Below are 25,788 nucleotides of genomic sequence, written 5' to 3' on the forward strand. Positions count from 1 at the left end.
ATGCAGCGTGGGGATTATTGCGCAGTAGCCGTAATACCAAACGCCCAAACGCGAACGTCGACAAATATTCTTGGGCTGTTGCGGGGAGCCTACGGCCCGATTCGCGGGCATGTTGTCGTCTGACAACATGGTGGAAACATGTTGGTAACGTTTCATTGTGTCAATCTAGTGAAGATGTGTAAAGTAAATGTTCCTAGTTCGCTGCACTCCAAGTAACTCAAAAGTAACTTTCAGCGTGTGCAGCCTGTATTTCCCCCCTCAATTTAGGAACCTGAAGTAAAAAAACATGGCTTACATATATAAACCCATTCAAAAACCTGTTTCACTGGCAGTTTTAGCGCTGATCCTCTTGCAGTCCGCTGCGGCACAAACGGTACCCGCAGACAAAGACGCAACTGCCGCCAAGCCTGCATCGGAAGCTCCGAAAAAGGTGGAAGAGCAAAAACTGGATACGGTGGTTGTCTCCGGTTCGCGCATCAAGCGTGACAACTACAACACGTCTGCGCCAGTCACCATCATCCGCAATGAAGATGCGGCGTTGGCAGGCTTTACTTCCGTTGGACAGGTGTTGCAAAGCACCGCGGTCACGGGCGGTCAAGGTCAAATCAACAACGCCTACGGCGGATTCGTCACCGATGGCGGCCCAGGTGCCAACACCATTGGCCTGCGCGGTTTTGCCCCCACGCGCTCTCTGGTGCTGCTGAATGGCCGCCGCATGTCCCCATCGGGTACGCGTGGTTCGGTCGGCGCGGCTGACTTGAACACCTTGCCCAACTCCATCGTTGACCGTATCGAAGTCTTGAAGGATGGCGCGTCTTCCATTTACGGATCGGACGCGGTGGCTGGTGTGGTGAACATCATCACCAAAAAGAACCTGACCTCGATCACGGTAGACGCGTCTACCTCCCGTCCGGTCGATGGCGGCGGTAACTCGCACAATTTCGCGATTGCCGGCGGCTATGTCACCGACGACACCCGCTTTCTGGCTTCGTTCCAGATCAACCAACAAGACAGCCTGACCTTGGGTCAGCGCGACTGGACTGTCTGTAACACCGACTACCGCCGCACCAGCGTCAATGGCGTGGTCGGCGCATGGGGCAGCTTTGACTATGTCGATCCCAAAACCGGCAAGCCCAAGTGCTACCCGATCAGCGGCACCGGATCCAACGGCGTCACAATCAATACCCTGGGCACAGTCAACAAGACTGGCGTTGGCGCCGTAGGCTCCACTGGAACCACCTTCAACCGCTGGCGCCCGAATGCAGCCATTACCACCGGTCTGGTGGGCTATGAAGGTGTTGGCGGCGGTAGCACCACCAACACGAACGTTCGCGATACCTTTGATCCGCGCACGCTGGACCGCAACATCTTTTCTCCGGTCCGCAACCAGAACGTTTATGTTCAGGGCGGCGTGGATCTGCATGCGCTGGGTGATGCTGAGCTGTATTACGAAGTGCTGTTGAACCGTCGGGAATCCAGCCAAACCGGTTATCGCCAACTCTCGCTGGACTATATGCAAGGCAGCCCGCTGTTGCCTGCCAATCTGCGCAACGACGTGTTCCTGACACCTCAGGTCACCACCAACGGCGCCAATGTCGGGGCACGTGCCTTCATCGGCTTCGGCAATGACAAATCAACGCAAACAGTCGACTTTGGTCGAGTGGCCGTTGGTTTGCGGGGTGCGTTGGGAAGCACCGGCTGGGACTACGATGTTTCGGCGACAAGCAGCCGCAGCTCGGGTGACTATATGTTCCAAGCCTTCCTGGTCGACCGCATGGCACAAAGCGTGAACGTGGTTGCAAGCGGCAACGGCTTCGTCTGCAAGGACACATCCAAAGGTTGCGTTGCAGCGCCTGCCCTCAGTGCCGCAGTGATCGCTGGCAACCTGCCCCAGGACTGGGTGAATTTTGTGTGGAAAGACGTCACCGGTAACACCAATTACAAGGAAAACGTGGTGACCGCATCGGTCACAGGTCCCCTGTTCACGCTGCCGTACGGCAAGGTGAAGGGCGCCTTCGGTGTTGAAACCCGTAGTGCCAGCATCGACGACTCGCCAGCGGCCGATTCGATTTCCGGCAACCTGTACAACTTCACTTCTTCAACACCGACCCGCGGTAGCGATCGCGCCAATGACGCGTTCGTCGAAGTCGAAGTGCCTTTGTTGAAGGATTTGCCTTTTGCGCAAGAGCTCACGCTGAGTGCATCGAGCCGCTGGGCCAATTACGAATCGTACGGTTCCGGATCCACCTACAAGGTCGGCATGGTATGGACACCGGCGAAATGGATCACATTGCGTGGCGCCAACGGCACGTCTTACCGTGCTCCGGCGTTGTACGAACAGTTCCTGGGTGCCACCTCCGGCTTCCTGAGCAACACCAACGATCCGTGCAACAACTGGGATGCGCCCAACAATGCCGGTACCGTGCGTCGCACCAATTGTCAAAGCGAAGGACTTCCAGCAGGCTTCAGCTCCACACAAAGCATTGCCGTGCTGGGTGTTGGCGGGCGTGACGCGGGCCTGAAAGCAGAAACATCGACCAACAAGTCTGTGGGCATCATCATTCAACCGGCCATGCCATCCGGCTGGGGTGACCTGTCGCTGGCGCTGGACCGTTTTGACATCCAGGTTGACAACGGTGTATCGAGTGTTGGTGGCGCGGCCATCCTCTCCCGCTGCTATGACGACCCGGCTTTCCGTTCCGGTGGCAGCTTCTGCCGCCTGGTATCGGGGCGCGCTGCGGGAACCAATGCGCTTACTGTTACCAACGGCTTCATCAACTTGGCAACCGACGTGGTTCGCGGTTACGACTTCACCGGTCGCTACACCAACGACGTAGGCATCGGCCGTCTGCGCACGAACGTGGCCATTACGAAGTACCTGGAAACGTCCAACAAGTTGTTCACCACTGACACGTTGCGCGACAACAATGGCACGATCGGGAACCCCGATTGGTCCGGCGCTGTGGACTTCAACTTCACCGTCAAGGCCTGGAACTACTACTACGGAGTGGAATGGGTCGGCAAGACCTCAAGCTACGACTTCCTGAGCGAAAATCCAGATACGAGCACCTTCAAGCTGGACACCCCCAGCTACGTGCTGCAATCAGCTTCGATCCAGTACAAGGACTCGGTTGGCAAGTGGGCGGTCACGTTTGGGGTTCGCAACCTGGCCGACGTGAAGCCACCATCCATTTCCGCACAAGCCGGCTACAACCGTATCGGCAATGCCGCGTTGTACAGCGGCTATGACTATGTGGGTCGCCGCTTCTACTTGAACCTGTCGAAGACGTTCTAATCAACGCCCTCCAAGGCCCTGACGATTGCATTGTCAGGGCCTTTTTTTATTTCTAGGATTGTTCATGAATAAAGCAGCTTCATCGTTGGGACATCTGGGACTGTGGACGGCACTATCGTGCCTGTTTACAGCTCCCACTTTTGCGCAAACAGCCGCGCCATCCGCGGCCATTCGCGTTCCAACTGTTTCGCAACTGGCGCAGTTTCCTGCCATGACGGGATTCCAGATATCCCCGGATGGCAAGCACATGATTGCCATTGAAAGCGCGGGAGACACGCGCAATATCGTGGTCTGGAAGCTAGCCGATTTGACGGCAAAGCCCACTGTCATTGGTGCCAACAATATGCAGATCAGCAGTGCGTCGTTCCTGAAGAACGACATGCTGCAGGTGACGTTTACCCAACCGTACGACTATCGCGGCGACAGGCTGATCAAGACCTTCATCAGCAAACTGCTGTTCACGGACCTGGAGGGAAAGAAGTGGATTGAGCCTATGGCGGCCGTCGAAATCGCCCGGACGGCCGATGGCAAGACAGCAGCTGCGCTGGCCAACCCCTCGGTGTTGAGCCGAATGCCGGGTGACCCGGACAACATCGTTCTGGAGAGTGATTCCCGGGGCGATACCCGCGACATATTTCGCTACAACGTGCGCACCGGTGTAGCCACCCGGTTGATGCGATTGGGCGAGAACGACAGTGGTGTATTGGTCAATGCGGCGGGCCAGCCGTGGGCGAAAAACCGCTACGGAAGCGATGGGCGCGGTGCGTTTTTGGCCATTGATTTCCGTGGGGCCAATGGCAATTGGGAGGAGCACTTCCGCAGCTATGTCAAAGACCGTGATGTGGTGGACGTTATTGCCCCCGGGGCCAAGCCCCAGGTCGCCATCGTTCGGAGCAACGTCGGCCAGGAGTTCTCTAGCATTTACGAGTACGACATCGCGGCAAAAAAGATGGGTCCCAAGCTGTTTGAGCACAAGTTTTTTGATGCCACCGGCGTACGCAGTCTGACAAGCAGCGAGGAAGCGGGTGCGGATGGTTTTGATGGTTATGTTTACGCCGGGCTTTTTGGACGGGATGTTCATTGGGAAAATCCGGAAATTGAATCGGTGATTCAAGGTCTGGCGCAAGCCTTGGGCATTAAGAAGACCAACCAGAAGCTGATGGCGGTGTCCGGATCGAGCCAAGCCGAGGTCAGTATGTTGGACGGTGTGTCGGTAGACCTGGTGCGGCGTATCGGCGGTGAATCGCCGACCTACCTGTTCCGTGTCAGTGGACTCTCTTATCCGACTGAGTTTTACCTGCTGCAAAAGCAACGGCTCCAGTTGCTGTCCAAAACCTACCCCGCCATCGACCGCGCGGCATTGGGCAGCGCGCGCTTCGTTTACTACCCTGCGCGCGACGGACTGAATATCCCTGCTTACCTGACAGTTCCAAACGAGAAACTGTGCGGTCCAGGGCCATACGCCGCTGTGGTGCATCCGCATGGCGGTCCCTGGGCTCGCGACACGATGAATTTTGACGGTTCAGGCTGGGTGCCTTTGCTGGTGAGCCAATGCCGCGTGGTGCTGCAGCCGCAGTACCGCGGCTCTGCCGACTGGGGTCGCACGCTGTGGTACGCCGGTGACCGCGAGTGGGGCCAGAAAATGCAGGACGATAAGGACGACGGTGCCAAGTGGCTGGCAAGCGAAAAGCTGGCCGACCCAAAACGTATCGCGATGTTTGGATTTTCGTACGGTGGTTATGCGGCCTTTGCGGCGTCAGTGCGCCCCCACGATTTGTACAAGTGCGCGATTGCCGGTGCCGGTGTATCCGACATCGAGCGAATCTGGGCGGCGTTCTACACCAACCCCATCTTCAAGGAACGCCAGGAGCCGACCGTTCGAGGCTTGAGCCCGCTGACACAAGCCGACAATATCAAGATCCCGATCATGGTGTACCACGGCGATCGCGACCAGACCGTTCCGTTGATCCAGTCGGACCTGTTTGTAAACAAGGCCAAAGCCGCGGGCAAACCGGTTGAGTACCATGTCCTGAAGGACTACGCCCACGGCCCCGCATGGACGCGCGAAACCATGACCAAGCAACTGACCCTGATCAGTGACTATCTGAAAACGGGTTGTGGCGGCGGTGGACTCTGATTTTTGCAAGTGTGCGGCGGGATCTCCAATCACTGATCGGTTGATCCTGCCTTAAAGCCCGAAAGACAGGCGTGAGCAGCTATGAAAAACATAGCAACTGACGGCCTGACCCACCCAAATAAAAACCCCGCAAGGCTTGCCTTGCGGGGTTTTTCTTTTTTGGTTCCAGTCGAGAGCACAAGTGCAACTCGACGCTGCATGAGGGCTTAGCGCAAGGCGCTTGGGCGCTGACAGTACCAGAGGTACGGCAAGCCCAAGCAACGCGGCGATCAGCCTTCAGGCAAGGAGCAAGGGAGCAATTACATGCCCATGCCGCCCATGCCACCCATTCCGCCCATGCCACCCATGTCACCGCCGCCGCCAGCGGATTCCGCCTTGGGAGTTTCGGAAACCATGCACTCAGTGGTCAGCATCAGGGATGCCACGGATGCTGCGTTTTGCAGAGCAGTGCGTGTCACCTTGGTGGGGTCCAGGATACCCATTTCGATCATGTCGCCGTAGGTGTCGTTGGCTGCGTTGAAGCCGTAATTGCCCTTACCGGCCAACACAGCGTTCACCACCACAGAGGCTTCGCCGCCTGCGTTGTAAACGATCTCGCGCAGAGGCGCTTCGATGGCTTTCAACACCAGCTTGATACCGGCGTCTTGGTCAGCGTTGTCGCCCTTGATGGCGCCAGCCATTTGCTTGGCGCGCAACAGTGCAACACCGCCGCCAGCCACGATGCCTTCTTCCACAGCGGCACGGGTAGCGTGCAGTGCGTCTTCAACACGCGCCTTCTTTTCCTTCATTTCGACTTCGGTGGCAGCGCCCACCTTGATCACGGCAACACCGCCGGCCAATTTGGCCACGCGCTCTTGCAGCTTTTCCTTGTCGTAGTCGGAAGTGGCTTCTTCGATTTGCACGCGGACTTGCTTCACGCGGGCTTCGATGTCAGCAGCAGCACCAGCACCGTCGATGATGATGGTGTTTTCCTTGCTCACTTCGATGCGCTTGGCAGTGCCGAGGTCAGCCAGAGTCACTTTTTCCAGCGACAGGCCGATTTCTTCAGCGATGACCTTGCCACCGGTCAGGATGGCGATGTCTTCCAGCATGGCCTTGCGACGGTCGCCGAAGCCAGGAGCCTTGACAGCCACGACCTTCAGAATGCCGCGCAGGGTGTTCACTACCAAAGTTGCCAGGGCTTCGCCATCGACATCTTCAGCAATGATCAACAGAGGACGGCCAGCCTTGGCGACTTGTTCCAGGGTAGGCAGCAGGTCACGGATGTTGCTGATCTTCTTGTCGAACAACAGAACAAACGGGTTGTCCAGCAGAGCGGCTTGCTTTTCTGGGTTGTTGATGAAGTAGGGCGACAGGTAGCCGCGGTCAAACTGCATGCCTTCAACCACTTCGAGTTCGGATTCCAGCGATTTGCCGTCTTCCACGGTGATCACGCCTTCTTTGCCGACCTTGTCCATTGCGTCTGCAATGATCTTGCCGATGGTCTCGTCGCTGTTGGCGGAGATGGAGCCAACCTGCGCGATTTCCTTGGAAGTGGTCGTAGCCTTGGAGGACTTCTTCAGCTCGGCGATTAGGGCAGTCACTGCCTTGTCGATACCGCGCTTCAGGTCCATCGGGTTCATGCCAGCAGCCACGTACTTCATGCCTTCGTGCACGATGGCTTGAGCCAGCACGGTAGCGGTTGTTGTGCCGTCACCAGCGATGTCGGATGTCTTGGAAGCAACTTCCTTGACCATCTGCGCGCCCATGTTTTGCAGCTTGTCTTTGAGTTCGATTTCCTTGGCCACGGACACACCGTCCTTGGTCACGGTAGGGGCGCCGAACGAGCGCTCCAGAACCACGTTACGGCCCTTGGGGCCCAGGGTCACCTTGACCGCGTTGGCCAAAATGTTCACGCCTTCAACCATGCGTGCGCGGGCTTCGCCGCCGAAAATTACGTCTTTTGCTGCCATGTTATGACTCCAAATTTATGTGAAATGTGCCGCTAGCCCGCATAGATATTGCGTAACCAGCTATGAATTTGATAGTGTTCGTTTAATCAATTGAGGACAGAGCTTCGCGTTGCTCAGGTCTGTCCCGCAAATTACTTTTGAACAACCGCGAACAGGTCGTCTTCCTTCATGACCAACAGCTCATCGCCGTCGACCTTGACGGTCTGGCCGCTGTACTTGCCGAACAGAACGCGGTCACCGACCTTGACGTTCATGGCAATCAGGTCGCCCTTGTCGTTCTTCTTGCCTGGGCCTACGGCCAGCACTTCGCCTTGGTCCGGTTTTTCGGCCGTGTTGCCGGGCAGCACGATGCCGCTGGCGGTCTTTTCTTCAGCTTCAAGGCGTTTAACGATCACGCGGTCTGCCAGTGGGCGCAGGTTCATGGGGAATCTCCTAGGTTTAGAAACGGGGGTAAACAAAGGCCAACTTGTTCAAGTTGGCGCTCATTAACTTGTGAAGCCGGTGCTGTTAGCACTCAACTACTACGAGTGCTAATGATAAGGCCTTTTTGGCCGTATTCAAGACTTGGGCCACTGCAAAAACAATCCCCCCAACTGGCGGTAACCAGCGTGGGGGTTTTGCACCGTAGGCGCGACGGATAAGCCCCGCTGCAGTTCCCCCAAGTATTCCTGCAGCAGAGCCAAATAGTTTCCCGTATTTACCGAAATATTCTTATATATAAGAATATTCATCTGAATATCTGAAATATCCAGTAAATTATGCTTTATGGATACTTTGGATCGGAAAATTCTTCAAGTTTTGCAAGCGGACGCGCGCGCCAGCCTGCAAGACATTGGCAAAGCCGTTGGCCTGAGCCCCTCGCCCTGCTGGGGGCGCATCAAGAAGATGGAGGAGGCTGGAGTCATAGAGGGCTATACCGTGCGCCTGAATGCGCAGGCCCTAGGCTTGGGCGACTCGGTCATGGTGCAGCTGACTCTGGACAGCCATTCCGAAAACACGTTGGAGAAATTTGGTGAAACCCTGGCCGCCATTCCCGAGGTGATTGAGGCTTGGCTTGTGTCCGGCGAGTACGACTATTTGCTGCGCGTCGCCGTCAAGGACACCAAAGACTATGAGCGCCTGTTGCGCGAGCGGCTTTACAAGATCAAGGGCATACGCCACAGCAAATCCAGCTTCGTTTTGCGTACGCTCAAAAAGGCAGACCTGCCGCTGCTGCTCTGAGCGAGGGGGAGCTGGCGCACTACGCGCCCGAAGCCGCGCATTGCAAGCTCAGCGCCTGCAGGGGTGCCAGGGTTTTGGGATCGCTGACCACCAGGTTGATCTGGCGCGGGTGTTCCGCCTGGCCGGGAATGGCGGTCAGCTGCAGCAATTGCGGCCCCTCAAAAGACCCTGTGGGGACCAATTGGCGTACCACGAAGTCGTGCTGTAAGTAAGAACCGTTGTTTTCACCCGCCTTGACCTTGGACGCATGGCCATGCTCGGTGACGGTCCAGTAGGCGCTCCAATGGGCGACACCCGCCAGCGGCGTGACACGGGCTTCGTACTGGTTGCTCTGGCCAATGCGTTGTAGGGCGATCCGGACGCGTGCCACGTCACCCGCTTGCGGCACCTGGCCCGCGTAGTCGCGCCAGTCCTTGCCGTTGCGCACGATTTGGGGGGTGTAGACAAAGCGCGCGCCTTGCTGTTTGGCCAAGTCACGTTGGCGGGCGTTGAAAACCGGGCTGGCAAAGCGGTCCGTCCAGCCGATGTAATCCCAGTAGCTCACATGAAATGCCTGTGCCACTACCGGCTTGCCTTTGAGGCTGCTGAGCCACAAGTCGGCTGGCGGGCAAGAGCTGCAACCTTCAGAGGTATATAGCTCGATCACCGGCGTGCGCAGCGCGCCCGACTGCGCGCTGCAAGGGGTGTCGGCCAACGCGGTGCTGCCCAGACAAGCCGCCAGTAGAGGGGTGACAAACAAGAGTGATGGATTGCGGCGCATGGACCTTGGTCGCAGATCCGGCCCACTTCTTACACGGGTTAGAAATCCACGGCCGGCCGTACCGACCCTGGCCGCACAAACCGCCAGCGCCCTACGAAGCAGGCAAACAATGCCGCCACCAACCCTGCCAGCGCCACCATGCTCAAGGGCCCCAACCACGCGTGGTCGTAGGCGCCGGACATCGTGGCCTTGAAGGTGCGCACTACCCAGGTCAGTGGCAGCCACGGACTGATGTCGGCAAAGAGCGCACCGCTCAGCTCCACTGGTAGCACACCCCCAGAGGATGACAGTTGCACGGCCAGAAAGAGCATGGCCAGCGCCTTGCCTGCATCGCCAAAGGCGCGGGTCAGCGCAAAAACGATGCACAGGAAGGTCAGCGACGCGACCACCAGTGCCAGCGCAAAAGGCCAAGGGTGACTGATCTGGATACGCAGCACGTACAGCACTGTCAGCAACAACAGCCCGGCCTGAACCAACACGATGGCGGCCGGGATGACCAATTTGCCGCCGACCTGCGCAAAGCGCGAGAAGCCGCGCGCATCACGCGGCAAGACCCGCACATGGAACAGGAACGCCGCAATGCCGGCGCCCAGCCACAACGCGGCAGGCAGGATATTGGGCGCAAAGCCGCTGCCGCTATTGGCGACGCTGGCCTCCAGTTCAACACTGGGCTCGACCGATGTGGCCAGCCCTTGGGCGCTGCCCTCCAGGCCGTCGACCCGGGCTGGCAATGACTCGGCCAGCAACTCCAGGCCTGAGGCCAGCCGGTCGACACCGACGCGCAGCTTTTGCGAGCCATCGGACAGCGCCTTGCTGCCATGGACCAGGCTGCTGGCTCCGTTATTCAGTTCGTCGAGCTGGCTGTCTTCCGGCAAGTGGGTGGCGGCATTGTTGATGCTGACAAACATCGTGCGCAGGCCCGTATTGAGCGTGGCAACGCCAGCGTTTAGCGTGTTGGTGCCTTCCAGCAATTTCTTGTGGTTGCTGCTGGCGGCTTGCAGGCCGTTGTCCAGTTGCACCAGACCACCGTGTACCTTGTCCAGTCCCTCGCCGACGCTTCCCGGCGTAAGGATACTGTCGCGCGCCTCGTCCCGGAAAGCGACTACGCCTTCGCGCAGGCGTTGGCTGCCGGATTGCAGATCGGTCAGCCCCTTGTCCAGCTCCACGTGTCCCACCGCCAGCGCATCCACGCCGTTTTTCAGCCGGGTCAGATCGCCACCGCGCGGGCGCTTGGCCTCCATGGTGCGAATGCCGCCAGCCAGTTGTTTAAATCCCTGGGTGAACTGTTCGACACCGGTGTTCAACTTGTCGCTGCCATTGGCGACGGTGCGGCTTCCCTGCGCAGTCTGGCGCGCGCCAGCGCTAAGTTCCTGTGCGCCGGCCTTCAGCTGGTTCACGCTTTCACGCAGTACATCCACATTGCGCTGCGACCCCGCCGCGCTGGACAGCACCAGTTGCCAGCGCCGTTCGTTCAGGTTTTCATTGACGTCATGGCCCAGTTCCTGGGCAAAGTGGCGCGCGATCTGGGCGCTCTCAAAGTTGTTGCCTTCACTGACAAACACCACCAGTTTGCCGCCGCCACGTTGCTCTCCGGGCAATGCATTCGAGCTGAAATCACTGGGCACGATCAGCGCAAAGGCCAGCTCACCACGACGCACCTTGCCTCTGGCTTCGTCTTCGTTGGCAAAGTCCACGTAGCCAAAATTGCGCGCCGCACGCAGCTTGCTGACAACGTCCTGGCCGATATTGAAACCATGCTCGCGGTAGCGTACGCCCTGATCCAGATTGACCAATCCAACGGGCAGGGCGCCGGTGTTGCTCGCCGGGTCCCAGACGCTGGACAGATAAATCGTGGCATATAGCGCGGGCAGCAGCGCGACAAATACGGTGGCCCACATCAATTGCGGGAAGTGCACGAAGAACCGCGCTTCCACGCGCAGGATTTGAAGGGTCTGGTTGAAAAGCTTCACGGGAGCTATTGTGCCCCCACGCTCCGGCGTATTGACCGCTCTTGTGCTGAAAGGGATACTGCGGCGATGAGCACTCTGAACGAAGAACAGGCCAAGGCCTATATGCACAAGCTGCTGGGAGCGATGAGCCAGGCCGGTGGGTCCGACCTGTTTATCGCGCATGATTTTCCGCCCAGCATGAAAGCCAACGGCTCCATGCAGGCACTGACTCAGCAAAAACTGACAGGTGAGGTGACCCGGGTACTGGCCCATGCGCTGATGAACGAGCGCCAGCGCGAAGAGTTCGCCAAAGAGATGGAGTGCAACTTTGCGATTTCCATTCCCAGTATCTCGCGCTTTCGGGTCAACGTATACGTACAGCAGCAAAACGTGGCGATGGTGGTGCGTACGATTGCCTCGGAAATTCCCAATTTCGAGAAGCTGCTGCTGCCGCCGGTTCTCAAAGACGTGATCATGAACAAGCGCGGTTTGGTGCTGGTGGTGGGCGGTACCGGTTCAGGCAAATCCACCAGCTTGGCTGCCATGATTGACCACCGCAACGCGAGTTCGGCCGGCCACATCATCACCGTCGAAGACCCGGTGGAATATGTACACATCTCCAAGAAGTCGTTGATCAGCCACCGTGAAGTGGGGGTGGACACGCACTCCTGGCACCACGCGCTGAAGAACACGCTGCGCCAAGCGCCGGATGTGATCCTGATTGGTGAAATTCGCGACCCTGAAACCATGGAGCATGCGATTGCGTTTGCGGAGACGGGCCACTTGTGTCTTGGCACGCTGCACGCCAACAACGCCAATCAGGCGATTGACCGCATCATCAATTTCTTCCCCGACGAGCGGCGCAATCAGTTGCTGATGGATCTGTCCGCCAACTTGCGGGCCATCGTGTCCCAGCGCCTGGTGCGCACCGAAGACGGCAAGGGCCGCAGGGCGGCGATCGAAATTTTGCTGAATACCCCCACCATTGCCGAGCGCATCTTCAAGGGTTCGTTTGGGGACATCAAAGCCATCATGGAGAAGTCGCGCGAGCTGGGTATGCGTACTTTTGATTGGGCGCTGTTTGAACTCTACGACGACGGCCACATAGGATTTGAAGAGGCCATTCGCAACGCAGACTCCGCCAACGAATTGCGCCTCGCCATCAAGCTCAAAAGCAAACGCGGCGAGCCTACCGGCGCGTCAGGACCAACGCTGTCGTTTGACAAAGAACCCACTGCCGAGGAGGTCGCCAAACTGCGCGAAGAGGAGCAGCGCAAGCAGGCGCAGCGCAAGCGTGAACTGGAAGACCAGGAGTTGGAGCGCAAGATGAAAGAAAAGGGCATCGACAGCCGTTTTCGCGACAGCCAGATGCCGGGCTAGGGCCGACCTGAAGGTGCGGCAGGTCTTGTCGTCAGCTTTGGCTGTAGTGCGCCACAAAGCGCCGGTCGATCCAGTTTTTAAGCCACCAGACCCAACGGCCTTCGGTGCTACGGCCGCCCCAGCTCGCAATCGCGTAACGGTTGCCGCACGAGATCAGGTTGAGTGGATTGCGGGCGGGCTCGTAGGCGCGTAGCGGTTCACCGCTAGTGGCATGGCCAAGGTTCTGTGCCAACGCGGGGCCAACACGCACCGTCTGCGCACCGCGTGCGAGCGGTTGATCGGGCTGGTCAGCGCGGCTGCATATGTCTCCCACGGCAAATACGTTGGGGTGGTTGACCGATTGCAAAAAGGCGTTGACGGACATCAGGCCCTTTGCGTCCAGTTGCAAGCCACTGCCAGCCAACCATTGGGGTGCCTGTACTCCGGTGGCAACGATGCTGACATCGCAGGCCAGACCGGCACCGCAGCCCAATTGCACTTCATCAGCTTGGATGGCGGTGGCTACGTCCTGCAGGATGGTGATGCCGCGTATCTTTAAAGCCTGAACCATGCGTTGATGCACGGCCGGTGGATAGTTGTCACCGATGGGTGACAGCCCGGCCAACAGCGTCACCGCCGCATTCGCCATGCGCTGACGCACTGCGCATGCGAGCTCAAAGCCATTGGTACCGCCGCCAATGACCGTGATCCGTAGCGGGCGCTTGGTGCCCATGTCGGCAACTTGCGGCCACAGGGATGCAAAGCCTTCTATGGGGCGCATGAATAACCCGTGCTCGCGTGCACCGGGCATGTCGCGTTCGATCTGTTCCCGGTTTTGCACAGGGCCGGTATTGATGGACAGCCAGTCGTATTGCACGCGGCTGCCATCGTCCAGCAACACCGCTTGGTGGTGTGCATCCAAATGCCGCACTGTGCGTTGCAGCCAGCGCACGCCTGCGCGGCGCACCAGTGGCTCCAGCGCGATGGCGCATTCGTCCAGCGGGTAGTGCCCGGCTACAAAGCCAGGCGCCATGCCTGAATACACCTGTCGCGGATGGGGCGCTACGAGCACCACACGCACACCCACCAACGGGTGCGCGGCAAGCGCCTGCAAAACATGGACATGGGCGTGGCCCGAACCCAATAGCAGCAGTTGCCGGGGCTGGTAGCCCGGCCCAGGGCTGGGCTGGTCGGACTCTTCAGAAGCGTGCATTTCAGCGGGTTGCATGGGTGCTATTGTTCCACGGGCAAGGCGGCCCGAAGCAGTTTATAGTCAGCCGCTTCCCACCTACGAGGGCCTGAATATGAAATGGATTGCTTTTGTTTTGAGTTTTTTTGTGTCTGTGTCCGCATTCGCGGCGGATCAGTTCTACGACGAACAAGCCGACGCGAACAAGGAAATTCAGCTGGCGTTGGTTGAAGCGGCCAAGGCCAAGGTGCCGGTCATCCTGGTGTTTGGTGCCAACTGGTGTGGGGATTGCCGGGTGCTGGACACAGCGATGAAGAGCGGTGCGGTGGCACCTCTGATCGCGCGTGATTTTCGCGTCGTCAAGATCAATGTGGGTCGCTTTGACCGCAACACCGACATTGCACAAGCCTACGGCGTGCCGTTGAAAAAAGGCATTCCTGCGGTCGCCATCCTGTCTGCGAACAACGAAGTCCTGTATGCCACGCGCAGTGGCGAATTGGCTGATGCGCGCTCCATGGGAGACAGCGGCATCCATGAGTTTATGAAGCGCGCAGCTGCTTCGACACGCCCCGGCTCTTAATTCTTCGCACTACCGGAGATCAACTGCCTATCCCGGCAGCAATGCAGATGCACCCGGTGGCGTCTACCGTCACCGGAATCGGCAGCAACGACTCGCCCTCGCAATCTCCGGCTACGCACACACCATCGCTCCAGCGGTAGCGGGCGTAGTGCACGTTGCAGGTGATGCTGGTGTGGGGCTTAAAAATCAGCAAATCCTGACGTTCCGCCAAGGGAACTCCAAAGTGCGCGCATCGGTTCACGTAGGCGTGCACCTGCATCCCACTGCGCAGTAACAGCACACGAAACGGCTTGTCTTCAGGGCTTGCGGTATTCAGCGCATGCATCGTTGCCTGCCCATCGACGAGCGCCTGCAAATGGCCCAATTCCGTTCCCGGTGCCGGTGCGTTCGGCAATTCATGCCAATGGCGAGGGTCCATCGTTCAGGGGCGCTCCAGCTTTGGGATCGTGAGCGGTTTGTCACTATGCAAGCTCTTGGCGCGTTGAATGGACACGGTGGCGGCGATGGCTATCACGAGGGCAATTACGACGCCCGCCAGCAGAAAGACACGGCGGGCATTGCGTTGTGAAAGCTCGTCTTGTTGCAAATCGTCCAGTGTCTCGCGCACATTGCGCAGCGCGATCTTTTCGGCAGAGCGTTGGCTACGTGCGCGGCGGATGTCTGGATCGCCCAGCGACGTCAAGCCAAAGGCGTTGCCGAAAGGATCGTAGACGATGGCTTCTTCTGTGCCATCGCGCAGGGGTGTCAGTGTTTGAGGGCTGGAAGTCTGCAGCGCCAGCAAACGCCGCCATTCGCCGGCCACATCGTCTACACCCCAATACACCACAGGTGTCTGTGGGCTGGGCGTACCGATTGCCAGCAGGACGGTAAAGCCCTGTACGTGAAACGTGACAGCGTCCCCATGCACTTCACTGGGCTCCAAGTCAAATGCCTGCGTGTACCACGCAGTGGCCACTGGCAGATCTGGAACGGAGATGCGTAGCGCGCGGGGGCTTTCGATCATGCGGCCATTGTAGAAGCGGCGCCGGCGTAGGCAAGGCCTGCCGCCACGCCGCCAAACAGATTGCCTTGCACCAGTTGTGCATCGGGCATCGCGCGTTGCAATGCATCCATCAGGGGGCGCAAAGCGGATGAGCCACCGGTCAGATACACCGTATCCACTGCGGTGAGCCCCGCCTTGCGCACGCACTCCTGGGCGCAGGCAATCACCTCAGCGATAGACGCATCCAGGCTTTTCGCCATCGTTGGTATATCGACGGCGCTTTGAACCTCACCCTGCAGAAAACCCAGATCAATGGGCGCCTTGTTGCCGGAGATGGAGCATTCGATCTTGGCAGATTCGACCTCTGCCAGCAGGCGGTGGCCGTATTGCAGTTCCAATACCTGCATCAGTCGCTGGTGCAAGCTCTGGTCGGTGTAATCGGTCCAGAGCTCCTTGGCAAAGTGCATGGCCTTGCGCGTCGTCGTCTGATGGATCAGGTGCCAGGTCGACAGGTCAAAAAATACGCTGTTAGGAACGGGTCGCTTGCCCACACCAATGTGGCGGTACCCCAGGTGCGGCATCACCACATCCAGATCCAGCAGGCGGTCAAAGTCGGTGCCACCGATGTGTACACCGGTGGTGGCGAGGATGTCGCTGCTGCGGTCGCGCGTGCCACTGCGCGCCGGGTGCAGGCGGATCACCGTGAAGTCACTGGTGCCGCCACCGATGTCCACGACCAGCGTGCTGGTTCCCTTGCTTACGCGCTGTTCAAAATCCAGCGCCGCCGCAATCGGCTCCATCTGGAAATCAATGTGCGTAAAGCCTGCGGCGCGGGCAGCGCGAGCCAGTGTGTCCTGTGCCAGCGTGTCACGTGCGGCATCGTCGTCGACAAAGTGCACCGGGCGGCCCAGCATGGCATGCGTCAGCGGCTGGCCCACCTGCAGTTCGCAGCGGCGCTTCAGTTCCTTCAGAAAGATCACCACGATGTCAAAGAACTGGATCGTGCGATCGTTGACGGCGGTGTACTCGTCCATCAGCCTGCTACCGAGCAGGCTCTTCAGCGAGCGCAACAAGCGGCCTTCGTTGCCTTGCAGATAAGACTGCATGGCTTCGCGGCCAAAGAGCAGGGCAGGTGGGTCCGCGCCGAAGAACACGGCGGTGGGCATCTCAAGGCGATTCGCGTCCAGCGCCATGACCTGCAAGTCGCCACGTGCGTCTATCAGCGCTGCGGCGGAGTTGGACGTACCAAAGTCAATGCCCAGCACCAGCGGGCGTGCTTCAACCTGCACGTTCATGCGGCCTTTGCAGTACCCAAAACCTGGGTCAAAAAGACAGAGATGTCCGCAATTTCGCGTGGATGCACGCTGTGTTGCATAGGGTAGGTGTGCCATTGCACGGGGTGGCCCAGTGCGGCAAGGGCGTTGCGCGACTCTTCACCGCGCTGTACCACCACGACAGGGTCCGCAGTGCCGTGCGCCATGAAGACCGGGGTTTGCGCATTAGCTGCATTACGTTCGGTTGAAAAGCGGTCCGCCAATGGCAAATAGCCCGACAAGGCCATGATGCCAGCCAGCCTGTGCGGCAAGCGCAGACCGGTGTGCAATACCATCGCGCACCCTTGGCTGAAACCCGCCAACACAATGCGCTCATGCGGAATGCCCCGCGCCACTTCGTTGGCAATCAGTGCCTGTATTGCGAGTTCGGACTTCTGGATGCCTGCAGCGTCCTGCTGACTCACCAGATTGACGCCAAGGATGTCGTACCAGGCTGGCATCACATAGCCGCCATTGATGGTGACCGGCATGCTGGGCGCATGCGGAAAGACGAAACGGATAGGGGGGCAACCGGACAAATCCAGCTCGGGCACGATGGCCGCAAAATCATTGCCATCGGCACCCAGGCCATGCAGCCAGATGACAGCGGCGGTAGGGTTGGGAGCGGATTCGAGCTCGATGCGGGGTAGCAGAGTGGTCATGGTGATGGAGGATCGGAGTTATTTGTTTGGCAACCAGCCCAGCCCATGTGCATGTAGGCTTTGCACGTAGAGGCGGTCTTTGGTTTCTGTGATGGCCGTTGTTTCGGGGTAAGCACCGGTTGGATCTTGCAGGTCGGCGACGATCTTGCCGTCTTCGGTGAACGCGACCACATGGCCGTAGGACTTGGGCACTGGCCAGAAAGCGCGTGGCAGGCGCAATGTCAATGAACGCAACCAGGGTTTGTCGCTCAGCTTATCGGCGACCGGGTTGCGCGGTTTGGCAAAGCCCAGCCAGATTTTTCCGTTCAGACCGCGCATCAGGTTGTCCGGGTAGCCGGGCAGGTTTTCCATGAACACTATGGCCTGTGGGTTTTGCTGCGCCGCGAGCGTGCGTACATCCAGATCATTCGCACCCACTGCAATCTTCCAGACACGGTAACGTCCCGTCTCATTGACGAAAAGACTTTGCTCGTCCTGGCTCAACGCGACGCCGTTGGCAAAGCTCAGACCTTTGGCGACGATGCGGGTGGTCTTGGTGGCGGGATCAAACTCCAGAATGCGACCCGTGGCAGCCTGTTCAATGATGTCGAGCACACTAGCCTCGAAGGTTCCACCCCAATCTTTGGGTGCGAAGCGGGTCGAAGCGTCGCTCAAATACATCTTGCCGCTCTTGGCAACTACGACCGCGTCGGCATAGCGGATGGGGTCGCCATTGACGCTGTTGGTTAACACGGTGATCTTTGCATCTGTGGCGATGGAAATCAGGCCCTTAACGGCATCCGCAGCGACCATATTGCCGTGCGAATCAAAGTCAAAGCCCAGCACGCGCCCGCCGGTGTTGGCGAAGACATGCTGGTCTGAGCCATCGGCGTTCATGCGCAGGATATTGCCGCTGGCGACTGTGGTGTAGAGCTTGCCGTCCGAGCCGAATGCAATGTGCTCGGGGCCGACTTCGCCTTTCAGGTCAATGATCTGCAGATTGGCAAGTTTGGTGTTGACAGCATGTACACCCGCGTAGCCGGGCTGTGTAGGTACAGGCAGGGACACCGGCTGAATCGGCACGGGCCACAGGAATAGGTAGGCAAGCAGCGCTACCAAAAGCCCACCCACTATTTTCAATAGTGTTTTCATGGTTGTCCTCTCCTCTTATGTCTTCAGGTGATCAAGGCCTGCGCAAATTCCCGTGCATTGAAAGTCTCCAGTTCGTCCAGTTTCTCACCGACGCCGATGAAGTACACCGGAATGGGCCGTTCGCGGGCGATGGCGGCAATCACGCCACCCTTGGCTGTGCCGTCCAACTTGGTGACGATCAGGCCCGTCAGACCCATCGCATCATCGAATGCGCGCACTTGGGACAGTGCGTTCTGGCCGGTATTGCCGTCAATGACCAGCAGCACTTCATGCGGCGCTGTGGCATCGGCTTTCTGGATCACACGTTTGATCTTTTTCAGCTCTTCCATCAAATGCAGTTGCGTCGGCAGGCGGCCTGCCGTATCGACCAACACCACATCCTTGCCACGCGCCTTGCCTGCGCTGACCGCGTCAAAACTGACTGCGGCCGGATCGGCGCCGTCCTGGCTGATGATTTCGACGGTATTGCGATCGGCCCAGACCGTGAGCTGTTCGCGCGCCGCAGCGCGGAAGGTGTCGGCAGCAGCCAGCAGCACACTGGCACCGCTGTCACCCAGATGGCGGGTCAGCTTGCCAATGGAGGTGGTTTTGCCAGCGCCATTGACGCCTGCCACCATGATCACGGTTGGTGTGTGTGCGCCAATCACCAGCGGCTTTTCCAGCGGCTTGAGCAGTTCGGTCAGCGTCGCAACCAGAATATTTTTTAGTGCCACCGGGTGGGTGACACCACTTTCCTTGACCTGTCTACGCAGCTCGGCCAGCAAATACTCCGTAGCGGCCACACCCGCGTCCGACATCAGCAGCGCACCTTCCAGGTCTTCGTACAGCGCTTCATCAATCTGCGCGCCGGTAAAGACCGAGGAAATGCCGGATGCAGTTTTGCCCAGTCCGGCCTTGAGCTTGTCTATCCATTTCTGCCGCTCCGGCGGGATGGCACCTGGCAGGGGAACCTCAATGGGCGTGACCAGCGCGCTGCCGATCAGCGAGCCGCTAGTAGGCAATGCGGGCAGTTCTGGAGCGGGGCTGGCTACCGGGGCGGCAGTCGGGGGAGTTTTTTTCTTGAAGAAGCTGAACATGTGCGGGGTTCTGGGAATCCGCCATTCTATGAAACGGCTGCTTGCGCGTCTTTTCGCTGCGGGCATCCTCGTGGGTTGGCCTTGCGGTAAGCTGCTTCCATGACGAAGAACCCCACCAAACCAGCGAAAACCTCGGCAAAACCTTCGCACCATGCGGGCCGCAATCAAGGCACCCCGTCCCACGAAATCCGCATCATTGGCGGCCAATGGAAACGCACCAAGCTCAAGGTGGCGGACAAGCCCGGCCTGCGCCCCACGCCAGACCGCGTGCGCGAAACGCTGTTTAACTGGCTCGGTCAGGACTTGAGCGGTTGGCAGTGCCTGGATGCATTTGCTGGCACGGGAGCTTTGGGGCTGGAAGCGGCCTCGCGGGGTGCCAAACAGGTGACGCTAGTGGAGCAGGATGCCGCATTGATTGCGCAGCTCAACAAAACGCTGCAGCAATTGAAAGCCAATGGCGTTCAGGTGGTGCGCGGGGACGGCGTGGCAGCCCTTCGGCAGGCAGCCCTCGCCAGCCTGCAACTGATTTTTCTGGATCCGCCGTTTGATGCGCCCTTGTTTGAACCCGCTTTGGCAGCGTGCAGCAAGGCTTTGGCGAGCCAGGGCTTTGTGTACTTGGAAGCGCCGGTGAAATGGACCGATGAGCAGTTGGCACCTATGGGTTTGGTCGTCTATCGGCACCTGAAGGCCGGTGCAGTCCATGCCCATCTGTTGCAAGCCGCATAATCCGCGAAAACTGAGGCCTACCCCATGTCTTCCAACGTCATCGCAGTTTTCCCTGGAACCTTTGATCCCATTACGCTGGGGCATCAGGACCTGATCCGTCGCTCGGCGCAGATGTTCGGCACGGTCATCGTGGCGGTAGCGGCAGCCCACCACAAGAAGACGATGTTCACGCTGGATGAGCGTCTCGATGCAGTGCGCGAAGTGATGCAGCCGATGGCCAATGTGAAAGTAGAGCCGTTCACAGGGCTGGTGCGCGACTTTGCGGTGGCGCAGGATGCTGCTGTGATGGTGCGTGGTGTGCGCTCGGTGACCGACTTTGATTACGAGGCGCAACTGGCCGGCATGAACCGCGCATTGGCCGCGCAAGTGGACACCATATTTCTCACGCCCGATTCGCGGTTCCAATTCATCTCCAGCACGCTGGTGCGGGAGATTGCGACGCTCAAGGGTGATGTTGCGCAGTTTGTGGCGCCTTCTGTGCACGCCCGTTTGCTCGCCAAGCTTTCTGCTTAGTTGAGCGGCATCAGGCCGGATGGAATGGCAGGGGGCGGCTGCGGCCAATCCCGCTGCGGATCGCGCAACTTCTCAAACGCCCGACTCAAACGCAGCACCCCCAAGTCATCAAATCGCCGCCCGGCAATCTGCAGACCGATGGGCAATCCATCTGACGTGTAACCGCAATTGATACTGGCGGCAGGCTGCTCTGACATATTGAATGGCACGGTAAACGCGATGTGCTCAAGAGGGCGCATCGGATCGTTGGTGGGCGAGGGCAGCTCGGCGGCAAAGGCCGCAATCGGAGCCGTAGGAGAAATCACAAAGTCAAACGGATGGCAGGCCGCTACCGTGGCCACACGGGTGGCGTGGAACTGGCTCATCGCGACGAAGGCGGCGGTGCCTGGCATGTCCTTTACGCTGTCTGCCCAATCGCGGATGTAGGGCAACACCTTGCCGCGCTGTGACTCGGGCAACGCCGCCAAATCCAGGTGCGAGCGCATGCGCCAGGCGTGGTCCATGCCATCGAGCATCTGGCGGGTCAGGAAAGGTTGCATGGGCTCCACGATGGCGCCCGCAGCTTCCATCAGTGCCGCAGCGCGCAGCACAGCTTCATGGATTTGTGGATCGACCAACAAGCCGCAGCCCGCGTCAATCAACAAACCAATGCGCAGACCGCGCAACATGCCGGGGTCTGCGTCCCAGTCGTCCCAGGCAATGGATTGTTCCGGCAGGCTCATGCAGTCGCGCGCATCGGGTTGGCTGAGCACCTGCATCATCAATGCCGAGTCGGCCACCGTGCGCGTCATAGGCCCAGCTGCGCGGCCCGTGTAGGGTGGGTCAATCGGAATACGACCCAGGCTGGGTTTGAGGCTGTAGATGCCGCACCAGCCCGCTGGCAGGCGCAGCGAGCCGCCGATGTCGGTGCCCATATGCAGTGGCCCATAGCCCGCAGCTGCCGCGGCGGCGGCGCCTGCGCTGGAGCCACCGGGTGTCTTGCGCAAATCCCACGGGTTGCGTGCCGTGGGGTGGAAGGTCGATACACCGGAGGACAGCATGCCGTAGTCTGGCATCGTGGTTTTGCAGACCATCACCACGCCAGCTTCGCGCAAGCGTGCCGCTGGCGGCGCATCTGCACTGGCGGGTATCTCCTGTGTGGCGAGCGTGCCCAGAGGGGTGGGGTCGCCACGGGTCGCGATGTTTTCCTTGATCGTCACCGGAACGCCGTCCAGTAGCCCGCAGGGTGCATTGCGCAGCCAGCGCGACTCTGATGCGCGGGCTTGTATCAGGGCCTTTTCGGGCTGAAACAGGTAACTGGCGCACAGGTGCGGGTCACAAGCTTCGATATGTGCCAGCACGTCGCGTGCGACTTCTACAGGTGACACGGCTTTGCTGCGGTAGGCCGTAAGCAGTTCGCTGGCGCTCCAGGCATGCAAGGGGATGGGTGTATTGGGCATGTCGACGTGAGTGTTATGGCCGCGTGGCTGCAATGATTATGGGCGGGGCGGCGATAATTCGGACATGGAGCAAACCCCCGCATGGCCCTGATCATTACTGACGAATGCATCAACTGCGATGTGTGCGAGCCCGAGTGCCCGAACGAGGCGATTTATCTGGGACCCGAGATCTATGAGATCGACCCACACAAGTGCACTGAGTGCGTGGGGCATTTTGATGAGCCGCAATGTGTGCAGGTGTGCCCGGTGGCCTGTATCCCGGTGAATCCCCAGTTCATTGAGGACAAGGAAACGCTGTGGCAGAAGTACCGCCGCTTGCAGGCAACGGTAGCCAAGCCCTGACTACTTTTTGCTGTCTTCGCTGGCTTTGCCGGTGGTCTTCTTGGTTGTTTTCTTCTTGGGCGCATCGCCCTTGCGCACTTCGTCCTTCACGGGCTTGCTTTCTTTCGGGGCCTGCGCAGCACTGATCTTTTCAATCACCTTGGCAGATTCCTTGCCACTGGCCTGAGCCCTCTTTTCCTCGGCCAGGCGTTCTTTCTCCATCGCCTTTGCGGCCTGCATGTCGCGCGCGACAGCCTTTTCCGATTCCTTTTTCTGAATCGCTGTGCGTGTGTCGTCAGCGCCCACCTTGACCGCATCGTTGCATGGAATTTGGCTATAGCTATTGCCGCATTTGTAGACTTTTTGGGCCGCAGCGCCCGTAGATATTGCGTAAGCAGCTATTAAAACAATAGCGATTCCGTGTGCGCGCATGGTCAGTCCTTGGTGTTCGGAGTGATGGCTGTATCGGTTGGCGTAACCGTTGCCGCCGGCTCTGTTGCGGGTTTTTCCAGGCGCGGTGGTTTGGGGCGTGGCGGTTTGCTGGTGTGAATCTGCATTGTGGCCTTGTTCATCTCGCCCAGCAACAAATCGGGCAGCGCTTTAATGCAGCGGTCTATGGTCTGGTCGATCGCGATACGGTCGTCCAGTGGGGGCTTCTTCAACACCCAGTTGGCTACCTCGGCCTTGTTGCCAGGGTGACCAATCCCTATGCGCAGGCGCCAGTAGTCGTCACTACCCATCTGGGCGTGGATGTCGCGCAGCCCATTGTGGCCGCCATGCCCGCCGCCGCGTTTCAGTTTGGCTTCGCCGGGCGGCACGTCCAGTTCGTCGTGGGCGACCAGGATTTCCTCGGGCAAGACCTTGAAGAAGCGCGCGAGTGAGGCGACTGACTTACCCGACAGATTCATATAGGTCTGCGGCGCCAGCAGCCAGACGGTTTGGCCATGCACCGTGGTGCGTGCAACCGTGCCGTAATAACTCTTGTCCATGACCAGGTTGACTTTGAGTTGGCGCGCCACGCTATCCAGCCACCAGAATCCTGCGTTGTGGCGCGTAGCTTCATATTCCGGCCCGGGGTTGCCCAGGCCAACGAACAGTTTGATCATCATTTGAGTTTAACTAATGTGGCCCCCGCGCTCCGCCGCTGTGCGGGTCGCTGCCCACAGTGGGGGCGCTTTCTGCGCTTCGGGCGGCCGGGCGCGTGCAGAAATAAAAAAGGCCCACCGAAGTGGGCCTTTGCAGCAGACGCAGGGAATGCTTATTTCTTGGCAGCAGGTGCCTTGGCTGCGGGAGCAGCCTTGCCAGCAGGAGCAGCCTTGCCACCCTTGGCGTCAGCAGCAGGTGCGGCAGCAGCGTCAGCAGCAGGTGCTGGCTCAGCACCGGCAACAGCCACCACGGACACGATCACGGGGTTGTTCTTGCCGTGGGTCACAGCGCTCACGCCCTTAGGCAAAGCGATGTCAGCCAGGTGCAGGGACTTGCCCTTCTTCAGGCCGGACAGGTCCACAGCGATGAACTCGGGCAGATCCTTGGGCAGGCACAGCACGTCGATTTCTGTCATGACGTGATTGGCAATGCAACCGTCGGTCTTGACGGCAGGCGACAGTTCGTCACCGCTGAAGTGCAAAGGCACCTTCATGTGCAGCTTGGTGTTTTCGTCCACGCGCTGGAAGTCGATGTGCAGGATCAGTTGCTTGAACGGGTGCATTTGCACGTCGCGCAACAGAACCTTGTGTTCCTTGCCAGCCAGTTCCATGTCCAGCACGGAAGCGTGGAAAGCTTCTTTCTTGATGGCATGCCACAGGGCGTTGTGATCGAGTTCGATCAAGGTGGTGTCGGTGGTACCACCGTACACGATGCCAGGGGTGCGACCCGAATTGCGGAGACGGCGGCTCGCACCCGTGCCCTGCTTAGCGCGCTCAAAAGCGACAAATTTCATAATCAACTCCAATAAGAAGTCCACCGCGACCAGTGTGACTCCGGTTTAACAAAGACGCTGAATCACTGCACCATGCAGTGGCGTCTGTCTTGTCTCGTTACTCCGAGAACAAACTCATCACCGACTCACCCTTGGCAATACGCATGATCGTGTCTCCGATCAGCGGTGCCACGGTAAGCTGGCGAATCTTCTGGCACTGCATCGCTGCAGCGCTCAGAGGAATGGTGTTGGTGACGACGACCTCATCGAGGGCGTCACCGTTGGCAATGCGTTCAATCGCAGGGCCGGAAAAAATTGGGTGCGTGCAATAGGCGTACACCTTTTTGGCACCGCGTGCTTTCAGCACTTCAGCTGCCTTGACCAGTGTGCCGGCCGTGTCAATCATGTCATCCATGATCACGCAGTTGCGACCTTCAATTTCGCCGATCACATGCATCACTTCAGACACATTGGCCTTGGGGCGGCGCTTGTCGATGATGGCCAGATCGCAGTTGAGCTGTTTGGCCAGAGCACGGGCACGCACCACACCACCCACATCGGGCGAGACCACAATCAGGTCTTCGTAATTCTTCTGGCGTACATCGCCCAGCAATACCGGCGACGCATAAATGTTGTCCACCGGGATATCAAAAAATCCCTGGATCTGGTCTGCATGCAGATCCATTGTCAGCACGCGATTCACGCCCACGGCTTGCAGCATATTGGCCACCACCTTGGCAGTGATTGGCACACGGCTGGAGCGGGGGCGGCGATCCTGCCGCGCATATCCAAAATACGGAATCACTGCGCTGATGCGTTCGGCAGAGGCACGCTTGAGTGCGTCTACCATGATCAGCAATTCCATCAAATTCTCGTTCGTGGGAGCACATGTGCTCTGCACCACAAACACATCACGTGCTCGCACGTTTTGGTTGATCTCAACGGTGACTTCACCATCCGAGAAGCGTCCTACAGTGGCAGCTCCGAGGGAAATACCCAAGTGCTTGGCAATGTCCGCTGCCATGCCAGGATTGGCATTGCCCGTGAAAACCATGAAATCAGGAGGTGTAGGTGCCTGCATGTGGGTTCCAGCGAAGATTGTGGGTTTATGTCTGTACGCCGTGAGATCCGCTTCCGGACCACTCCGGACAGCATATTTGGCAGGGGAAGAAGGATTCGAACCTTCGCATGCTGGAATCAAAATCCAGTGCCTTAACCAACTTGGCGACTCCCCTACACAGGTTGGCAGCTAAAAGCTACCCACC

Annotated in this window: 24 protein-coding genes and 1 tRNA gene; 8 read left to right on the forward strand and 17 right to left on the reverse strand. The window is 58.9% G+C overall.

Annotated features, from left to right (window positions below; all coding sequences use genetic code 11):
* Positions 1-286: 286 nt before the first annotated feature.
* Positions 287-3,295 (forward strand): TonB-dependent receptor domain-containing protein, encoded by a 3,009-nt coding sequence (locus tag AC1DV6_RS13670; protein WP_477978244.1) that lies wholly within the window; start codon positions 287-289, stop codon positions 3,293-3,295.
* 64 nt (positions 3,296-3,359) lie between these two features.
* On the forward strand, positions 3,360-5,432 hold the full coding sequence (locus AC1DV6_RS13675; protein ID WP_477978246.1) for an alpha/beta hydrolase family protein: 2,073 nt from the start codon (positions 3,360-3,362) through the stop codon (positions 5,430-5,432).
* 299 nt (positions 5,433-5,731) lie between these two features.
* Here the strand turns inward: AC1DV6_RS13675 and groL are convergent, their stop codons facing one another.
* Together groL and groES are read right to left on the reverse strand one after the other, a co-directional pair.
* On the reverse strand, positions 5,732-7,384 hold the full coding sequence (gene groL, locus AC1DV6_RS13680; RefSeq protein WP_477978248.1) for a chaperonin GroEL: 1,653 nt from the start codon (positions 7,382-7,384) through the stop codon (positions 5,732-5,734).
* Between the two features lie 131 nt (positions 7,385-7,515).
* Positions 7,516-7,806, reverse strand: a complete 291-nt coding sequence (groES, locus tag AC1DV6_RS13685) for a co-chaperone GroES (RefSeq protein ID WP_477978250.1) — start codon at positions 7,804-7,806, stop codon at positions 7,516-7,518.
* Positions 7,807-8,149: 343 nt separating this feature from the next.
* On the opposite strand from groES, the gene AC1DV6_RS13690 reads away from it, so the two are divergent.
* Positions 8,150-8,605, forward strand: a complete 456-nt coding sequence (locus AC1DV6_RS13690; protein WP_477978252.1) for an Lrp/AsnC family transcriptional regulator — start codon at positions 8,150-8,152, stop codon at positions 8,603-8,605.
* A 19-nt stretch (positions 8,606-8,624) separates the two neighbouring features.
* Here AC1DV6_RS13690 and AC1DV6_RS13695 read toward each other — a convergent pair whose 3' ends face one another.
* Positions 8,625-9,365: a DUF1223 domain-containing protein gene (locus AC1DV6_RS13695; protein WP_477978254.1), complete on the reverse strand. Its 741-nt coding sequence runs from the start codon at positions 9,363-9,365 to the stop codon at positions 8,625-8,627.
* Between the two features lie 38 nt (positions 9,366-9,403).
* A complete protein-coding gene (locus tag AC1DV6_RS13700) occupies positions 9,404-11,335 on the reverse strand; it encodes a YhgE/Pip domain-containing protein (protein ID WP_477978256.1) in 1,932 nt (643 codons plus the stop codon).
* Between the two features lie 66 nt (positions 11,336-11,401).
* On the opposite strand from AC1DV6_RS13700, the gene AC1DV6_RS13705 reads away from it, so the two are divergent.
* The gene (locus AC1DV6_RS13705) at positions 11,402-12,694 is read left to right on the forward strand and encodes a PilT/PilU family type 4a pilus ATPase (RefSeq protein ID WP_477978258.1); all 1,293 of its coding nucleotides are present in this window, start codon (positions 11,402-11,404) and stop codon (positions 12,692-12,694) included.
* Between the two features lie 31 nt (positions 12,695-12,725).
* Here AC1DV6_RS13705 and AC1DV6_RS13710 read toward each other — a convergent pair whose 3' ends face one another.
* Positions 12,726-13,901 carry an FAD-dependent oxidoreductase gene (locus AC1DV6_RS13710; protein WP_477978260.1) on the reverse strand — a complete coding sequence of 392 codons (1,176 nt, stop codon included), beginning with the start codon at positions 13,899-13,901 and terminating at the stop codon, positions 12,726-12,728.
* Positions 13,902-13,977: 76 nt separating this feature from the next.
* On the opposite strand from AC1DV6_RS13710, the gene AC1DV6_RS13715 reads away from it, so the two are divergent.
* Positions 13,978-14,442 carry a thioredoxin family protein gene (locus tag AC1DV6_RS13715; protein ID WP_477978262.1) on the forward strand — a complete coding sequence of 155 codons (465 nt, stop codon included), beginning with the start codon at positions 13,978-13,980 and terminating at the stop codon, positions 14,440-14,442.
* A gap of 19 nt (positions 14,443-14,461) precedes the next feature.
* Here the strand turns inward: AC1DV6_RS13715 and AC1DV6_RS13720 are convergent, their stop codons facing one another.
* The 6 genes from AC1DV6_RS13720 to ftsY are packed head-to-tail and all read right to left on the reverse strand — an operon-like array spanning position 14,462 to position 19,606.
* Positions 14,462-14,860 carry a Rieske (2Fe-2S) protein gene (locus AC1DV6_RS13720; protein WP_477978264.1) on the reverse strand — a complete coding sequence of 133 codons (399 nt, stop codon included), beginning with the start codon at positions 14,858-14,860 and terminating at the stop codon, positions 14,462-14,464.
* Positions 14,861-14,863: 3 nt separating this feature from the next.
* On the reverse strand, positions 14,864-15,445 hold the full coding sequence (locus AC1DV6_RS13725; protein ID WP_477978266.1) for a VOC family protein: 582 nt from the start codon (positions 15,443-15,445) through the stop codon (positions 14,864-14,866).
* On the reverse strand, positions 15,442-16,719 hold the full coding sequence (locus AC1DV6_RS13730; RefSeq protein WP_477978268.1) for an Hsp70 family protein: 1,278 nt from the start codon (positions 16,717-16,719) through the stop codon (positions 15,442-15,444). Before AC1DV6_RS13730 ends, AC1DV6_RS13725 begins: the two co-directional genes overlap by 4 nt.
* Positions 16,716-17,399 carry an alpha/beta hydrolase gene (locus AC1DV6_RS13735; protein ID WP_477978270.1) on the reverse strand — a complete coding sequence of 228 codons (684 nt, stop codon included), beginning with the start codon at positions 17,397-17,399 and terminating at the stop codon, positions 16,716-16,718. The genes AC1DV6_RS13730 and AC1DV6_RS13735 overlap by 4 nt, the downstream gene beginning before the upstream one ends.
* A gap of 18 nt (positions 17,400-17,417) precedes the next feature.
* On the reverse strand, positions 17,418-18,530 hold the full coding sequence (locus tag AC1DV6_RS13740; protein ID WP_477978272.1) for an SMP-30/gluconolactonase/LRE family protein: 1,113 nt from the start codon (positions 18,528-18,530) through the stop codon (positions 17,418-17,420).
* A 23-nt stretch (positions 18,531-18,553) separates the two neighbouring features.
* Positions 18,554-19,606, reverse strand: a complete 1,053-nt coding sequence (gene ftsY / locus AC1DV6_RS13745) for a signal recognition particle-docking protein FtsY (protein WP_477978274.1) — start codon at positions 19,604-19,606, stop codon at positions 18,554-18,556.
* Positions 19,607-19,705: 99 nt separating this feature from the next.
* Here ftsY and rsmD point away from each other — a divergent pair, with 99 nt between their 5' ends.
* Together rsmD and coaD are read left to right on the forward strand one after the other, a co-directional pair.
* Complete coding sequence (gene rsmD, locus AC1DV6_RS13750) at positions 19,706-20,332, forward strand: 16S rRNA (guanine(966)-N(2))-methyltransferase RsmD (RefSeq protein ID WP_477978276.1); 627 nt, start codon at positions 19,706-19,708, stop codon at positions 20,330-20,332.
* A gap of 24 nt (positions 20,333-20,356) precedes the next feature.
* Positions 20,357-20,845: a pantetheine-phosphate adenylyltransferase gene (coaD, locus tag AC1DV6_RS13755; protein WP_477978278.1), complete on the forward strand. Its 489-nt coding sequence runs from the start codon at positions 20,357-20,359 to the stop codon at positions 20,843-20,845.
* On the opposite strand, the gene AC1DV6_RS13760 is transcribed toward coaD, so the two are convergent.
* The gene (locus tag AC1DV6_RS13760; protein ID WP_477978280.1) at positions 20,842-22,284 is read right to left on the reverse strand and encodes an amidase; all 1,443 of its coding nucleotides are present in this window, start codon (positions 22,282-22,284) and stop codon (positions 20,842-20,844) included. The genes coaD and AC1DV6_RS13760 overlap by 4 nt on opposite strands.
* A gap of 81 nt (positions 22,285-22,365) precedes the next feature.
* Between AC1DV6_RS13760 and AC1DV6_RS13765 the strand changes: the two genes are divergently transcribed.
* A complete protein-coding gene (locus tag AC1DV6_RS13765; protein WP_477978282.1) occupies positions 22,366-22,626 on the forward strand; it encodes a YfhL family 4Fe-4S dicluster ferredoxin in 261 nt (86 codons plus the stop codon).
* On the opposite strand, the gene AC1DV6_RS13770 is transcribed toward AC1DV6_RS13765, so the two are convergent.
* From AC1DV6_RS13770 to AC1DV6_RS13790, 5 genes are all read right to left on the reverse strand, one after another.
* On the reverse strand, positions 22,627-23,037 hold the full coding sequence (locus tag AC1DV6_RS13770; protein WP_477978285.1) for a hypothetical protein: 411 nt from the start codon (positions 23,035-23,037) through the stop codon (positions 22,627-22,629). It lies immediately after the preceding gene.
* 2 nt (positions 23,038-23,039) lie between these two features.
* Positions 23,040-23,711, reverse strand: a complete 672-nt coding sequence (gene pth / locus AC1DV6_RS13775; protein ID WP_477978287.1) for an aminoacyl-tRNA hydrolase — start codon at positions 23,709-23,711, stop codon at positions 23,040-23,042.
* A gap of 152 nt (positions 23,712-23,863) precedes the next feature.
* A complete protein-coding gene (locus AC1DV6_RS13780) occupies positions 23,864-24,544 on the reverse strand; it encodes a 50S ribosomal protein L25/general stress protein Ctc (RefSeq protein ID WP_477978289.1) in 681 nt (226 codons plus the stop codon).
* A 97-nt stretch (positions 24,545-24,641) separates the two neighbouring features.
* A complete protein-coding gene (locus AC1DV6_RS13785; RefSeq protein ID WP_477978291.1) occupies positions 24,642-25,604 on the reverse strand; it encodes a ribose-phosphate pyrophosphokinase in 963 nt (320 codons plus the stop codon).
* Positions 25,605-25,681: 77 nt separating this feature from the next.
* Positions 25,682-25,758 (reverse strand) — tRNA-Gln (locus tag AC1DV6_RS13790).
* Between the last annotated feature and the right edge of the window lie 30 nt (positions 25,759-25,788).

Source organism: Rhodoferax sp. P2_H8_2 (assembly GCF_056403235.1).

Excerpts from the sequence above, each read along its gene's own strand:
- AC1DV6_RS13670 (WP_477978244.1), top strand. The coding sequence starts at position 287 with ATGGCTTACATATATAAACCCATTCAAAAACCTGTTTCACTGGCAGTT.
- AC1DV6_RS13675 (WP_477978246.1), top strand. The coding sequence starts at position 3,360 with ATGAATAAAGCAGCTTCATCGTTGGGACATCTGGGACTGTGGACGGCA.
- groL (WP_477978248.1), bottom strand. The coding sequence starts at position 7,384 with ATGGCAGCAAAAGACGTAATTTTCGGCGGCGAAGCCCGCGCACGCATG.
- groES (WP_477978250.1), bottom strand. The coding sequence starts at position 7,806 with ATGAACCTGCGCCCACTGGCAGACCGCGTGATCGTTAAACGCCTTGAA.
- AC1DV6_RS13690 (WP_477978252.1), top strand. The coding sequence starts at position 8,150 with ATGGATACTTTGGATCGGAAAATTCTTCAAGTTTTGCAAGCGGACGCG.
- AC1DV6_RS13695 (WP_477978254.1), bottom strand. The coding sequence starts at position 9,365 with ATGCGCCGCAATCCATCACTCTTGTTTGTCACCCCTCTACTGGCGGCT.
- AC1DV6_RS13705 (WP_477978258.1), top strand. The coding sequence starts at position 11,402 with ATGAGCACTCTGAACGAAGAACAGGCCAAGGCCTATATGCACAAGCTG.
- AC1DV6_RS13710 (WP_477978260.1), bottom strand. The coding sequence starts at position 13,901 with ATGCAACCCGCTGAAATGCACGCTTCTGAAGAGTCCGACCAGCCCAGC.
- AC1DV6_RS13715 (WP_477978262.1), top strand. The coding sequence starts at position 13,978 with ATGAAATGGATTGCTTTTGTTTTGAGTTTTTTTGTGTCTGTGTCCGCA.
- AC1DV6_RS13720 (WP_477978264.1), bottom strand. The coding sequence starts at position 14,860 with ATGGACCCTCGCCATTGGCATGAATTGCCGAACGCACCGGCACCGGGA.
- AC1DV6_RS13725 (WP_477978266.1), bottom strand. The coding sequence starts at position 15,445 with ATGATCGAAAGCCCCCGCGCGCTACGCATCTCCGTTCCAGATCTGCCA.
- AC1DV6_RS13730 (WP_477978268.1), bottom strand. The coding sequence starts at position 16,719 with ATGAACGTGCAGGTTGAAGCACGCCCGCTGGTGCTGGGCATTGACTTT.
- AC1DV6_RS13735 (WP_477978270.1), bottom strand. The coding sequence starts at position 17,399 with ATGACCACTCTGCTACCCCGCATCGAGCTCGAATCCGCTCCCAACCCT.
- AC1DV6_RS13740 (WP_477978272.1), bottom strand. The coding sequence starts at position 18,530 with ATGAAAACACTATTGAAAATAGTGGGTGGGCTTTTGGTAGCGCTGCTT.
- ftsY (WP_477978274.1), bottom strand. The coding sequence starts at position 19,606 with ATGTTCAGCTTCTTCAAGAAAAAAACTCCCCCGACTGCCGCCCCGGTA.
- rsmD (WP_477978276.1), top strand. The coding sequence starts at position 19,706 with ATGACGAAGAACCCCACCAAACCAGCGAAAACCTCGGCAAAACCTTCG.
- coaD (WP_477978278.1), top strand. The coding sequence starts at position 20,357 with ATGTCTTCCAACGTCATCGCAGTTTTCCCTGGAACCTTTGATCCCATT.
- AC1DV6_RS13760 (WP_477978280.1), bottom strand. The coding sequence starts at position 22,284 with ATGCCCAATACACCCATCCCCTTGCATGCCTGGAGCGCCAGCGAACTG.
- AC1DV6_RS13765 (WP_477978282.1), top strand. The coding sequence starts at position 22,366 with ATGGCCCTGATCATTACTGACGAATGCATCAACTGCGATGTGTGCGAG.
- AC1DV6_RS13770 (WP_477978285.1), bottom strand. The coding sequence starts at position 23,037 with ATGCGCGCACACGGAATCGCTATTGTTTTAATAGCTGCTTACGCAATA.
- pth (WP_477978287.1), bottom strand. The coding sequence starts at position 23,711 with ATGATCAAACTGTTCGTTGGCCTGGGCAACCCCGGGCCGGAATATGAA.
- AC1DV6_RS13780 (WP_477978289.1), bottom strand. The coding sequence starts at position 24,544 with ATGAAATTTGTCGCTTTTGAGCGCGCTAAGCAGGGCACGGGTGCGAGC.
- AC1DV6_RS13785 (WP_477978291.1), bottom strand. The coding sequence starts at position 25,604 with ATGCAGGCACCTACACCTCCTGATTTCATGGTTTTCACGGGCAATGCC.